The sequence below is a fragment of the Streptococcus sp. HMSC061D10 genome (genome assembly GCF_001808865.1).
Lineage (GTDB): Bacteria > Bacillota > Bacilli > Lactobacillales > Streptococcaceae > Streptococcus.
Genome location: NZ_KV795013.1, coordinates 19,854 through 32,186 on the forward strand (window position 1 = coordinate 19,854; position 12,333 = coordinate 32,186).

General features: G+C 40.8%; 12 protein-coding genes, 1 tRNA gene and 1 pseudogene. 4 read left to right on the forward strand and 10 right to left on the reverse strand.

Annotated elements, in window-relative coordinates; translation table 11 throughout:
* The 8 genes and pseudogenes from HMPREF2728_RS05465 to HMPREF2728_RS05500 all read right to left on the reverse strand — a co-directional run.
* Window positions 1-1,137 (reverse strand): annotated as a pseudogene (locus tag HMPREF2728_RS05465) (oligoendopeptidase F); the annotation flags it as partial.
* Window positions 1,138-1,147: 10 nt separating this feature from the next.
* The gene (locus tag HMPREF2728_RS05470; RefSeq protein ID WP_075227298.1) at window positions 1,148-1,891 is read right to left on the reverse strand and encodes a 16S rRNA (uracil(1498)-N(3))-methyltransferase; all 744 of its coding nucleotides are present in this window, start codon (window positions 1,889-1,891) and stop codon (window positions 1,148-1,150) included.
* A gap of 1 nt (window position 1,892) precedes the next feature.
* On the reverse strand, window positions 1,893-2,843 hold the full coding sequence (gene prmA, locus HMPREF2728_RS05475; RefSeq protein ID WP_007555662.1) for a 50S ribosomal protein L11 methyltransferase: 951 nt from the start codon (window positions 2,841-2,843) through the stop codon (window positions 1,893-1,895).
* Window positions 2,844-2,980: 137 nt separating this feature from the next.
* Window positions 2,981-3,454 carry a GNAT family N-acetyltransferase gene (locus HMPREF2728_RS05480; RefSeq protein ID WP_075227299.1) on the reverse strand — a complete coding sequence of 158 codons (474 nt, stop codon included), beginning with the start codon at window positions 3,452-3,454 and terminating at the stop codon, window positions 2,981-2,983.
* A complete protein-coding gene (locus HMPREF2728_RS05485; RefSeq protein ID WP_075227300.1) occupies window positions 3,451-3,885 on the reverse strand; it encodes an NUDIX hydrolase in 435 nt (144 codons plus the stop codon). The genes HMPREF2728_RS05480 and HMPREF2728_RS05485 overlap by 4 nt, the downstream gene beginning before the upstream one ends.
* A gap of 49 nt (window positions 3,886-3,934) precedes the next feature.
* A complete protein-coding gene (locus HMPREF2728_RS05490; RefSeq protein WP_049527777.1) occupies window positions 3,935-4,468 on the reverse strand; it encodes a hypothetical protein in 534 nt (177 codons plus the stop codon).
* A gap of 28 nt (window positions 4,469-4,496) precedes the next feature.
* Window positions 4,497-5,570, reverse strand: a complete 1,074-nt coding sequence (locus HMPREF2728_RS05495) for a site-2 protease family protein (RefSeq protein ID WP_049527780.1) — start codon at window positions 5,568-5,570, stop codon at window positions 4,497-4,499.
* 18 nt (window positions 5,571-5,588) lie between these two features.
* The gene (locus HMPREF2728_RS05500) at window positions 5,589-6,059 is read right to left on the reverse strand and encodes a DUF3013 family protein (RefSeq protein WP_000257132.1); all 471 of its coding nucleotides are present in this window, start codon (window positions 6,057-6,059) and stop codon (window positions 5,589-5,591) included.
* A gap of 115 nt (window positions 6,060-6,174) precedes the next feature.
* Between HMPREF2728_RS05500 and HMPREF2728_RS05505 the strand changes: the two genes are divergently transcribed.
* From HMPREF2728_RS05505 to HMPREF2728_RS05520, 4 genes are all read left to right on the forward strand, one after another.
* Window positions 6,175-7,446 carry a replication-associated recombination protein A gene (locus HMPREF2728_RS05505; protein ID WP_049527783.1) on the forward strand — a complete coding sequence of 424 codons (1,272 nt, stop codon included), beginning with the start codon at window positions 6,175-6,177 and terminating at the stop codon, window positions 7,444-7,446.
* A gap of 262 nt (window positions 7,447-7,708) precedes the next feature.
* A tRNA-Lys gene (locus HMPREF2728_RS05510) sits at window positions 7,709-7,781 on the forward strand.
* Window positions 7,782-7,877: 96 nt separating this feature from the next.
* The gene (locus HMPREF2728_RS05515) at window positions 7,878-8,294 is read left to right on the forward strand and encodes a helix-turn-helix domain-containing protein (protein WP_239684830.1); all 417 of its coding nucleotides are present in this window, start codon (window positions 7,878-7,880) and stop codon (window positions 8,292-8,294) included.
* 223 nt (window positions 8,295-8,517) lie between these two features.
* Window positions 8,518-9,033, forward strand: coding sequence for an HdeD family acid-resistance protein (locus HMPREF2728_RS05520; protein ID WP_006150850.1), 516 nt, complete (start codon window positions 8,518-8,520; stop codon window positions 9,031-9,033).
* A gap of 715 nt (window positions 9,034-9,748) precedes the next feature.
* Here HMPREF2728_RS05520 and HMPREF2728_RS05525 read toward each other — a convergent pair.
* A complete protein-coding gene (locus HMPREF2728_RS05525; RefSeq protein ID WP_004250750.1) occupies window positions 9,749-10,837 on the reverse strand; it encodes an AI-2E family transporter in 1,089 nt (362 codons plus the stop codon).
* Between the two features lie 9 nt (window positions 10,838-10,846).
* On the reverse strand, window positions 10,847-12,136 hold the full coding sequence (locus HMPREF2728_RS05530; RefSeq protein ID WP_075227301.1) for a hypothetical protein: 1,290 nt from the start codon (window positions 12,134-12,136) through the stop codon (window positions 10,847-10,849).
* Between the last annotated feature and the right edge of the window lie 197 nt (window positions 12,137-12,333).

The following is a 12,333-nucleotide window of genomic DNA, read 5'->3' on the forward strand; positions in this document are numbered from 1 at the left end:
ATCGCTCAAACGACCTGTCCAGCTCATGAGAACATATGGATGCACACGGTATGGATCAGCTGCATAGCCACCAGAATCCTTGCCACTATTGGCAGCAAAGTCCACCCAGCGTTCTTCTTGATAGCGAGCAACTTCCTGACAATATTCTTGTCCCAAAGGTTCTACCGACTTCATGACCAAATCGTAGGCATCGTCAATGGTCACTTCAGGATTAAGGGCGCTGTCCAGGTCTAGCTTCCAATCAGCAAAGGTCATCTTTTCAAGACCATTTACTTTGGCAACATGCTTGAGGTATCGCTGAGCAACTGGCGCAAAGTCCTTCATGATGAGGTCAATCTGACGATCAAACATGGCACGGTCTACTTCTTGTTCAGCCAGAAGATAATCAAAAACTGAGCCGTATCCCTTCATATCTGCCAATAGTTTTTCAGACTTGACTTGGGCTAGATAGGCTGCCGCAGCTGTATTTTGGTGCTTACGAAGTCCTTCTGAAAAGGAACGGAAGGATTTCTCACGAACCTCAGCGTCCTCGTGGTTTTGGTAGAAGTTTTCATAGGTCACAAAGCTGTTTTTGTAGGTTTTTCCATGGGCTTCAAAATCAGCCATTTCAAAGTCGCCAGCTCGCATCTTAGTATAGATATCCTGTGGACTATAGAAAACTTCACCCAGATTGGTCAAGGCCTTTTCCACATCAGCCCCAAGATAGTGGGCTTTTTTGATTTTCGCCTGACGAATAGCCGACGTCAAATGTGGTAAGTTACCCAAACGGTCCAAGACTTCCTCATCTGCAGCCACTAAGGCATCATCAAAGAAGGTTAAGGCGACACTGGCATCTGTCTCAAAGTCCATTCCAGCTTGGGCGATATTGGCAAAATCTTCATTGCTATAGTCTGTCGTCTGAGGCATAAAGCTGTAATTGCCGATATGACTCATCTGAATGTAGATTTGTTCCAATTCTGCAAAGGCCTTTTCAAAATCCTCAAAAGTATGAAGATTACCCTTGTAATCACGGCTAAATTGATTGATGTCTTCTCGAGCCTTCTCTATCGCACGCAAGAAGTCCTCACGGTCTTGATATAGGGCTGTTAAGTCCCAAAGTTCCTTTTCGGGAAATTCTGAACGGTGTTTTTGTTCCATCTTTTTCCTCTTATTTCTCTAATTCTAATAAAACACTAAGGGCTGACAGGGCATAAAGCGGTGCTGTTTCTGCTCGCAAAATACGAGGACCAAGACCTGCCAAGACTGCTCCTTTAGCTTCAAAACTCTCGATTTCTGCAGGTGAGAGACCACCTTCTGGACCAAAGATAAAGAGCAATTTAGCTCCTTTTTCCAGTCCAGCAACTGCTTGTATAAGTGCGGCTGATTCGCCTTCTTTAGCCGACTCTTCATAAGCCACCACGATGCGGTCAAATTGGCTCAGTTGTGCTAGAAAATCTGCCTTTTTCTCAAAAAGGGTGATGCTTGGGACAAAGTTGCGCTTGCTTTGCTCGGCTGCTCCAAGGGCGATTTTTTCTAGTTTCTCGACTTTTTTCTCTAGTTTTTTACCGTCCCATTTAGCAACTGACCAGTCCGCGGGGAAGCCCCAAATCTGGTTAGCGCCAAGTTCAGTTACTTTCTGGGTGATAAACTCCAACTTATCTCCCTTGGGAAAACCAGATGCGATAGTCACCTGGACTGGCAGTTCCACATTGTCATCCAATTCCTCAACCAGCTCAAACTGACGCGCCTCCACATTGACCACGCGCGCCAAACGCTTGATGCCATCATCAAATACTAAAGCGACCTCATCATCTTCTTTCAAGCGCATAACCTGAAACATGTGCTTGCTGGTCTCCTTGTCCTCGATGGTGACAGGTGAGACTGCACTGCCCTTGACAAAATACTGTTGCATACTAGCCTCCAATTACACCGGAGATATCCTTGGTCTTCTTGAAGACACAAGCATTCCACTCTCCTTGGATCATGTGGGTTTCAAGGAAAAATCCAGCCGCTTCTGCTGACTCACGGACCATGTCCCACTTGTCCTTGATAATGCCACTCATGATGAGGTAGCCTTCATCCTTGACCAAGCGATAAGCATCCTCCGTCAGATGAATAAGGATATCCGCTAAGATATTGGCCACGATAACATCTGCCTCAATTTCCACTCCTTTAAGCAAATCGCCTGGGGCTACATGGATGTTTTCCATACCAGGATTGAGCTCAATATTTTCCTGAGCGACACGAACCGCCACATCGTCCAGGTCATAGGCAAAAATTTCCTTGGCACCTAGAAGGGAGCTAGCAATAGAAAGAACCCCTGAACCAGTCCCTACATCTAGCACTGTTTCACCACCACGAAGAACTTGTTCCAAGGCAAAGAGGCTCATCTTGGTTGTTGGGTGGGTCCCTGTCCCAAAGGCCATACCAGGGTCCAGCTTGATAATTTTTTCTCCCGCTGTTGCCTCATAGTCCGTCCATGACGGTACGATGGTTAGGTCATGGGTGATGCGTGCCGGTTCATAATACTTCTTCCAGTTGTCCGCCCAGTCTTCCTCAGCCAAAGCAGTCGTCCCCATTTTGACTTCTCCTAAGTCCATAAAGTCAGTTAATTCTGCTAAGCGAGCCTTCAAATCTGCTTCAACTGCCGCTACATCAACCGTTTCCGGATAGTAGGCGGTCACCACAATTTCTTCTTGTTGCTCGACCTCAGGGAAAATCTCACCGAAGCGGTCCACATTTCCAACATAGTCCATGCTATCTTCAATTGCTACCCCTTGGGCACCTAACTCAATCAAGAGGTTGGAAACCAACTCCTCTCCCTCACGCTTCACTGTAACTTTTAACTCTTGCCATGTTTCCATCATTAAGATACCAAGCCCGTAAAACACAAAGCCAAAATAGGAAACTCTCTGAAGACGTTTGTGTCTAAGAGAAGTTTATCTTTTTGGCACAGTATTTAGGGCGGGTTCAGTTTAGAAATCTAACCGAACCATCCTTTCTATTTGTCAATCAATTTTTTCATGTAGACCATATCCATGCCTTCTTTTTCAGGCTCAATATGAGTTTGATGGTAGCCATTCTTCTCGTAGAACGCGACCATGCCTTCATCCTGTAACACCGTACACAAATCCCATTGTCTAACGGTTGGAAATTCCTCTTCTAGCAAGCGCAATCCCTCAGAGCCATAACCTTTTCCTTGATACTGGGGCAAAATCGCTGCCGTTCCTAACCAAGCTTTCGTTAACTCGTCATTGGTCTGAATTCGAAGAAATCCGATGTTTTCTTCATCTTCTTTTACAAAGTAGTAATAGCTATTGGGACGCTCGACTAATTTCCATTTGATTCGCTCGCGATCTTCTAGATAGGGATCGTATTCATCCTGGTATTTGTCATAGACAGCCTTAAAGCTAGCTCTTTGAATCGCAATGATGGTCTCCAAATCCTCTGCTCCTGCTTGTTCAAGTCTTATCATAGACTTTCCTCCAAATAATCCCTCAATCTCCCCTGTAACTGAGGTACTGCCTGTTTAGACTTCAAAAATTCCTCAATATTCATCAGTTTATAGGCCTGCCCTTCATCTCCAAAGGTGATATTGTCAAATTGTTCTTGTCTTAGCTGACCAACCATAAAGACCGATTGCTTGTCTTTAAAGATTACGCTAGGATAAATCTTGCTCCAAAGCAGACAGTCTTCATCTAAATGAATTCCCAGTTCCTCATAAACTTCACGCGCTGCGCACTCGAAAGGACTTTCGTTTCCTTCACGACCACCACCTGGCAACTCCCACATGTTGGGACAAGGGATATCGTCCTTGTCATCACGTAAGATAGTCAAGACCTTATCCCCACAAATCAAGGCAATCTTGCAACCTTGGAAATCCATTCTGCTATCCAATAATTCCATGATATTTACTCTTTTCTATGATAACAATTACTCTCTAGGAAAATACGAGCTAGCTTTCTTCGATTACTTTTTGGCACTCTGCATCCCAGTATGCTTGCCATCTGCCATGTTTTTTAGCAAAATAAACCGTAAACTCATCATTTACATAATCTGCAACATAGCGAAGATTAGGCGGGTTTTCCTCAAAACTTAATATCCAAGGATGGAAGTAAAAGGTTTTCTCCCACCTCTTCTGAGTATAGCCTAGATCCTTAGCATACTGAGGGATGGGTTGTTGCAACTCGCTTTCCAAATGGGACTGAATGGCATTATCAATACTATTTAAACGAGCTAATAGTTGCTGAAACTGCTCTTCTTCCTCCGTCTTAAAACCAACTAGAAATTCAAATTCCGCAAAATCTTCAGGAAATTCAAGTTCTGTGATTTTCCCATCCTCAGCATAGCGTCCTTCCTCATTAACAAGGCGACGAGCTCCTGACTTCAATACTCTCTCGAAATCTAGATCCGCAAAGCGATTGCGGGGAAGGAACGACTCACGTTCTTGGGATTTTTTACTAAATAACCGCTTAAATTTCTGAAGCATCGGACAGCTCCCTTTTCTATTTCTCAGCTCACTGAGTCTCTTCTTCCTGTATGGCTTGTTCCAACTCATCTAACCACTGCTGGTAGTAGGATTTCTCATCCCGTAACATCCGGCTGCTATTCATTTTTTGTCTAGCAATCTTCATAGCCTTGTGAGTTTGAACTACATCTTTCTTTGCCTTAAATTGATACCAAGCTTGAATGACCTGCATATCTGCTGTTTTTAGAGATAAAAAGGATTTGACCCCTCGAATACTTGCATATTCTTCCGCCTTCTTATTATCTCCTTCTATCAGAGCAATTTGAAGAAGGTATAATTGAGAAATAGATTTAGACATTGGATTATCTGTTTTCTCTAACACAGACTGAAACTGTTGCTTTGCAAGCTCTATATTATCATCCAATATGAATACCAATCCCTGAAGAGCCTGAACACTTTCTGCAAGCCCCCCTCTCACATCCTCATCAACAGAAATGATAAAGTCTTTTAAATCATATTCTTGAGGAGCTAGCAAGGTCTGGGCAGAATGCCTCAACATCAGGTAGGCGTATTTCGTATTTTCAGGGTGTTGTAGTAATTCCCAAATTTTTGCTCCATCGGTAATCCCAACTGGCAGAGCATTGAAAAGAAGAAGAGATAAATTAAGAAAAATCCAAGTCCCTGCAAAATACCAGTTTGTTGTCAAAAAACCAAAAAGTGTTGCCAATAATATCAAGCAAAGGTGAACTATCAAGCCTCCTGAAAGCATCAAGATGATTCTTTGATCACTTTCATTCTCTTTTAAACCAATATACTGAGCACCAACATTTTTCAAAACTGCTGTTCGACTAAGATGAAATCTGTCTGACTTTTTGGTCAAAAGAAAATGTCCTAACCCAAAAGCCACCAGCCGATAGCCTGTCAAGTAGCCACAAAAAGCATGACCCAACTCATGAAGAATAAAGATTAAATACATACTTAAAAGAGCGAAGGAATAACCAAAAGTAAAGACTAAAACTGCGGAATACCCCAACTCTGCAAATGCGATTGTTCCACAAGCAAAAGCTAGCATAATAAAGACAAAAGCTAGCACATAAACCAAATACGTCCCAATTTTCTTCATAAAATCTCCAACCAACTCCTAATACCTCGGATAAGGATAAAATTCTCCCTCTTCCAAGCCTGCTTTTCCTTCTTCAAAGACTTCTTGGTTCCATTCCATGACGAATTCTTCTGCTTCTGGGTCTTCCAAAAAGTCCATGAGGGCATCTAGTCCAACCTCTGCAGTATCTTTAAGGAATAGTGCAAAATAAGCTAAAAATTCACGAGAAAAACCTTTCTTAGGCAGGTAAGGGATGACCGTCAAATAGTCTTCTGCATTGACTGTTGACTTGGCAGGATTGTAAAAAAGCACCGCTTCTTCAAAAAGGATATCATCTGACGAAACCTCTCCGTCTTCATCTAGCATCTCCACCCCTGCAGCATTTTGTGCCTCTAATAGAAAACTCACTTCAACCGCATGATTGCGCTTGTCCCAGCTAATCTCATAATCAAAAGGAAAGTTCTTGTCCAACTCTTCTTGTAAAACATCTAAAAATCCGTATGTTGCCATTTTGTCCTCTTTCTATACGATTCTTTAATCGCCCCGAATACTCGGAAATATGCTAAAATAGATACTACCATATTACCACATATACATCAGAAAATCCATGTTAGAAAGGACTGCTATGCCAGACAATCTCGCACTTCGTATGCGCCCCAAAACCATCGACCAGGTTATCGGTCAGGAGCATCTGGTCGGCCCAGGAAAAATCATCCGTCGCATGGTGGAGGCTAACCGCCTATCGTCTATGATTCTCTATGGACCTCCGGGTATCGGAAAAACCAGTATCGCCTCAGCCATCGCTGGAACGACCAAGTATGCCTTTCGGACCTTTAATGCGACAGTTGATAGTAAAAAACGTCTCCAAGAAATCGCCGAAGAAGCCAAGTTTTCAGGTGGTCTTGTACTACTCCTAGACGAGATCCACCGCTTAGACAAGACCAAGCAAGACTTTCTCCTGCCACTTTTGGAAAGTGGCCTGGTCATCATGATTGGTGCGACAACTGAAAATCCTTTCTTTTCTGTCACTCCAGCCATCCGTAGCCGTGTTCAGATTTTTGAATTAGAACCCTTATCCAATCAAGACGTCAAAAAGGCCATTCAAATAGCCCTGACAGATCCTGAACGTGGTTTTGATTTCCCTGTCGAGTTAGATGATGATGCCCTTGATTTTATCGCAACATCTACCAACGGAGACCTCCGTTCTGCCTTTAACTCACTGGACTTGGCAGTTCTCTCCACTCCAGAAAATAATGACGGTATCCGTCATATCACGCTGAATATCATGGAAAATAGTCTCCAGAGAAGCTATATCACTATGGACAAGGATGGAGACGGGCACTATGATGTTCTATCTGCCCTTCAAAAGTCTATTCGCGGATCAGATGTGGACGCTAGTCTCCACTATGCTGCTCGCTTGATAGAGGCCGGTGACCTTCCTAGCCTAGCTCGTCGTTTGACTGTGATTGCTTATGAAGATATCGGTTTGGCCAATCCCGAAGCCCAGATTCATACCGTGACTGCTCTGGATGCAGCACAGAGGATCGGTTTCCCCGAAGCCCGCATCCTCATTGCCAATGTTGTGATTGATTTGGCCCTTTCTCCAAAATCCAACTCAGCCTATGTAGCTATGGACAAGGCTCTGTCTGACCTTAAAACCTCAGGTCACCTACCAATCCCACGTCACCTGCGAGATGGCCACTATAGTGGTAGCAAGGAATTAGGCAATGCCCAAAACTACCTCTATCCACATAACTACCCAGGTCACTGGGTCAAACAAGAGTACTTGCCAGAAAAAATTCGCAACCATAGCTACTTCTCACCAGAAGATAGTGGAAAATACGAACGTGCCCTGGCTCAACGCAAGGAAACCATTGATAAATTACGAAACTTATGAAATCCTTTTCAAAATTTTTAATTTTCCCTTGATTTTTTTTGAAAAAGTGGTATCATATAATCATAGAAACGCTGTGGTGTACGACTTCACATTTAAGTGTTGACCGACTATTTTTTGTATTATTAGGGAAACAAAAGTCTTCTAACAGCATGTAGGCCGTCTCACACGGAAACAGCTTCAGTTAGAGCGAGTTGCCCACCTGCTTAATTGCGCGGGTTCAATACAAACCGTGAAGTTTCGGCACCAATACAGCTTTTTATTTGCCTCCTTAGCTCAGTTGGTAGAGCAGTAGACTCTTAATCTATGGGTCACAGGTTCGAGCCCTGTAGGGGGCATCTAAATCAACAGGAAAAAGCCTTTATTTATAAGGCTTTTTTGCTTGTCTATAACTGATTTGCCCCATCATTTGCCCCACATTTTTTTTATGAGCAATCTTTCCAGACATCTCTGATTATGAAAAACAAAAAAGCTATCCTACCTTTGCAAATTTGGATAAGATAGCGGAATATTTTAATGCAACTCCAACCCAACTCTTTGGAACGAGTAAAGAGATTGAGTTAGAAAAGAGTGTTCTTGAATCTAATGAATACTCTGATAAAGTAAGTGAAATCTTAAAAGCTGTCAAATACATCGAGCATTTCCTACATACTGATGGACAGTACTTAGAGGATTTACTTTACCTAACAAGAGGCAACCAACTATACACAGAAGATGGAAAAGAGTTGTATATTGATCCAACTTCTCAGAAAAGAACACTTCATACCCAATATGAACCTGGTTTTATTGTAGCAAGAGAAAAATCTCCACTAGAACTCTTGATTGAAAATAAGGAATTGTTTGATAAATAGAAAAAGCGAGGATAACCTCGCTTCAGATTGAAGTTAAAATCTTTAGAAGACACTTTTATAAGGACTTTGTCTTAAATCTGTGAAAAGGAGTGAAAACTCCTTTTCTTTTTGTAAGTCAGACTGAAACTTCCAAATTGTTTATTTATTTTATTGACATTTTCTATAAAAATAAGTACAATAGTTTTATTAACAAACTATACTATACTATATAGGGGGTATTGAAATGAAATTTTCTAATCGTTTACTGCTATTCCTTGCAGGAGTTGTTTTTGTCCTTTTAGGACTTTTCCTATTTACAAACCCAGTAGCTAATCTTGTTGCTTACAGCTGGTGGATTTCATTTGGTTTACTGGTTTCTTCTATAGCAGCTATTTTAGGCTATTTCTCTGCACCAAAAGAGCTTCGCTCACCTGTTTATCTTTTCCAAGGATTTGTTAGTCTTCTCTTAGCTCTTTACCTCGTTGCTTATGGCTTTGTGACCCTGCCGGTCGTCATTCCGACCATTGTAGGAATTTGGTTAATTGTAGAAGCCATTATTGCTTTCTTTAAAGGCAATCGTCTAAGATTGATTTTCCCTATTATTGGTAGCAATATCACGTGGGTAGCCTTGCTTGAATTTTTACTAGGTCTAGTGATTCTGTTCAATCCAGTGGCTACAGGTGTCTTTGTCGTTTATGTCATTGCCTTTTCAGTTTTAGTTACTGGCTTCACCTACATTATTGAGGCCTTTCGTAAATAGTCTAGTTGCTATTTCTATCGCATTCAAAAAAGCTGGGAAATCATATTCTCAGCTTTTTTGTCTCTTTAATTATCACTTTTTCGCATTCCATTCTGCGTAGAAATTTGTTTTTCCATTTTATTCTCCAATTTGATCTCGCACTGACATTTATTTATAACAAAACTATATATCTAGAATAGCATAATCATTAGGTATTATAGGTTTTCAAACAAAATACGAGTCATTCGTTTTTGCCCCACTTTTGCCCCATTTTTAAATCCTGACATTGAAAATACCTAAAAGTATTTCCCTAAAATCAGCTATATTTCAACATTTTTGTTTATTTTCAATATGAAAAGTTCTTACAAATTCATGTAGGGGGCATCTAAATCAACAGGAAAAAGCCTTGATTTCAAGGCTTTTTTGATGTCAAATAACTTTTTGTAGCAAATCATTATAAAGGTTTTCCAACCTTATCAAACTTATCATTTATTCTCAATCAATTGCTAGCAATATTTGATAAGACCAACTGTTTTTTACAGTACAGAGCTAGTCTATAATTAACTAAACTATACTAATTTGTGCCCATATTACATGGCCAATCCGCATAGAGATTAAAATGGGCTATTATGAATTCATAAATTTTCGCAACAGAACAAGAGCAAGTCATTTAGAAATAAAAGAGAAGAGAATCTTTCACTCTCTTCTTAGTTTGTCTTATTAGATTCAGTCTTTCTCAATCTACCTGATTTTCCTTTGCAACGACAAATTCTTTAACCAATCGATAGATAACAGCAAATATGGGTGTAAAGAATATCATCCCAAGTAAGCCAAAGAGATTGCCTCCAATACTAGCAGCCGCAAGCGTGAAAAGGGCTGGCAAACCAATAGACTGACCTACAACTCTAGGATAAATAAGGTTTCCTTCAATCAGCTGTATAACTTGATATAGAAGAAGAGAAAGTAAGGCTTGAGTAGGACTCACTGTGAAGATAAAAATCGCTCCCACAACACAAGCAATCATAGGCCCTACATAAGGAATGAACGATAGCACTCCTGCAAAGATACCTGTCATTACTCCATAGGGTATCCCAAACACGCTGTAACCAACCGCTATCATAACTCCTATGATAACTGCTTCAATCAGCTGACTCATCAAAAATTGGTCATAAGTCTCTAGTGCTACTTGTCCAATGTAAGTCAACTTTATCACCACCTTCTCTGGAAGAAAAACTTTTAGAAGTCGACTCGTCATCGCTGCCAAATGTTCCTTACTGGATAAAAATAAAAAGGTGAAGACTATAATCAAAAAGGCATTCATCAAACTTGAAAAAATATTGCCGATATTACTAGTCAGACCTGATAAAAAACCTATCAAAGCTTGGCTAATAGAGCTAGACTGTCCCTGAATTCCTGATACGATAGTTGACAACATGTCTTTGGTTACAAATTCCGAGCTGCCTAGCAATTTCCCAAGTTGAGTAAGGACTGTTGAAAGGACTGTTCCCAGCTGACTAATAGTCTGGGCTAGGGTTGGCAGCACCAAAACCAAAAGAGCAATCACGATTAAGATAAGAGCTAGGAAAACAAGTACCATGGCAATCGGACGACGCAACTCTGCCTTTACCTTCAATTTAACTAAGTACTGTTCAATTTTTTTCATGGGAACATTGAGCACAAAAGCAATAACAGCACCATAAATCAAGGTTGATATTACATCAAAGAGAGAGATTGCTCCTGATATAAAGCTCGATGCATTCAGAATTACAAGAGCAACCAGCCCTATAAAAAGTATTAACGGGGTGTATTTTTTTACTAAGTTCATAAATTCTCCTTAATAAACATGTTTAGATACGACTATACTATTTGGTTTTTCAAACTCTCGATTAAGGTAGGCTTGGTAAGTTCCTGGAGCGATAAATCCTTTGGGTGAGAGGATATCGGTGCCAGCCTGACCGACTATGGTATCAGCCAAGAGCACACAGTTTGTAGATAAGACAAAGTAGGATTTAAACTTAGATTTGATAAATTTATAAAGTTCCCCATCCGTCTCATGTCTGATTTTATAAGCGTAGGTGTAGTCTTCCTTACCATCTTCCGTTTTAATTTTATCTGCGCTTGGCTCCCAAGGAATCGTTAGTTGTTTTAATTCAGCTAATTTTTCCTGAACCGCTTCTTCCATTTCCGGTGTCAAATCTATTCCGTAACCAAATAGCGTTTTTTGACTCTCCCGTTTACATAAGTCAATGTACTTATCACGGTCGCAAAAATATAAAACACCATCTCCAACCATACCAAATAAGGTCTCAGATGACGGATCATAGTTTCCATAAGAAATCACACGTCCTTGATAACAAAGGTCCACATGACCAATAGCTGAAAATAGAGAGGTCTCAGCTGTATGAATAAAAATTTCAAGCTCCGCTGTCTTACCAGACTTCACCATTCCAAGATGGATATCCTCTCTCTCATCAGCATTTTCCTGCATGAATTTGTTGATTTTTGCTAAAGTACTTGCAGGGATGAGAGCGGCTAGGGCAATAGGTAAGCTCATTCTGACACGACGTTTGAGATGGTTTTTCCCAATTTCCTTTTCAAATAAGAAACCGTCACGGATATTGGACACACCATAAAGGCAAAAATAAGCCCCTAAAACAAAGAGTTGAAAGACAGAATTTCCCGTAGAGGACAAAAGACTAGTCCCACCAAGAAAAACTAGTACGAGACCATCTAGTAAGAAACGAAAACGAGGTCGAATTTTGTTTTTGCGGTAGAGAACATAGGTGACAAGGTTGATACTAGCATGAAAAATCTGATAAATTCCAATCACAAGAGCCAAAATATAAATTGGCACATCAGTAGCAAGATTCGAGCCTAGCAAATATCCCATCACTAACAATTTAACCAGTGCAACTCCCAAGGTGTCCGTTGACTGACTTTTTTTGAAAATACGTAATACTAAATCTAAGACCGTTGCTATCCAAGCTAAAAACAGAACCAGTCGAATAACCGTCACTGGCAACCAAGTTCCCGTGACCATCAAGATAAGACCTAGCAGAACAAACAAGAAACCCTGAACAAGTAATTTCTTACCTGTCAGACCTAAAGAAAGAATTTTTTCCATAAAAGACCTTTCAAAAATAATAATTAAGCCCTTTGATCAAATTGACTGGTAAATAGCTGACGGCACAAACAGCCTGTGCCAGCAAGACATGGCGACTGACTGTAGCAATGTCACCATCTTGTCTTTTGCACTTCTGAAATTTGTTTTATTGATTCGAAAACAGAGCTTATAAAAACTAGCTAAACTTGAGAGATAAG

Excerpts from the sequence above, each read along its gene's own strand:
- HMPREF2728_RS05480 (WP_075227299.1), bottom strand. The coding sequence starts at position 3,454 with ATGATAAGACTTGAACAAGCAGGAGCAGAGGATTTGGAGACCATCATT.
- HMPREF2728_RS05495 (WP_049527780.1), bottom strand. The coding sequence starts at position 5,570 with ATGAAGAAAATTGGGACGTATTTGGTTTATGTGCTAGCTTTTGTCTTT.
- HMPREF2728_RS05530 (WP_075227301.1), bottom strand. The coding sequence starts at position 12,136 with ATGGAAAAAATTCTTTCTTTAGGTCTGACAGGTAAGAAATTACTTGTT.
- HMPREF2728_RS05490 (WP_049527777.1), bottom strand. The coding sequence starts at position 4,468 with ATGCTTCAGAAATTTAAGCGGTTATTTAGTAAAAAATCCCAAGAACGT.
- HMPREF2728_RS05500 (WP_000257132.1), bottom strand. The coding sequence starts at position 6,059 with ATGGCAACATACGGATTTTTAGATGTTTTACAAGAAGAGTTGGACAAG.
- HMPREF2728_RS05485 (WP_075227300.1), bottom strand. The coding sequence starts at position 3,885 with ATGGAATTATTGGATAGCAGAATGGATTTCCAAGGTTGCAAGATTGCC.
- HMPREF2728_RS05525 (WP_004250750.1), bottom strand. The coding sequence starts at position 10,837 with ATGAACTTAGTAAAAAAATACACCCCGTTAATACTTTTTATAGGGCTG.
- HMPREF2728_RS05470 (WP_075227298.1), bottom strand. The coding sequence starts at position 1,891 with ATGCAACAGTATTTTGTCAAGGGCAGTGCAGTCTCACCTGTCACCATC.
- HMPREF2728_RS05505 (WP_049527783.1), top strand. The coding sequence starts at position 6,175 with ATGCCAGACAATCTCGCACTTCGTATGCGCCCCAAAACCATCGACCAG.
- prmA (WP_007555662.1), bottom strand. The coding sequence starts at position 2,843 with ATGGAAACATGGCAAGAGTTAAAAGTTACAGTGAAGCGTGAGGGAGAG.
- HMPREF2728_RS05520 (WP_006150850.1), top strand. The coding sequence starts at position 8,518 with ATGAAATTTTCTAATCGTTTACTGCTATTCCTTGCAGGAGTTGTTTTT.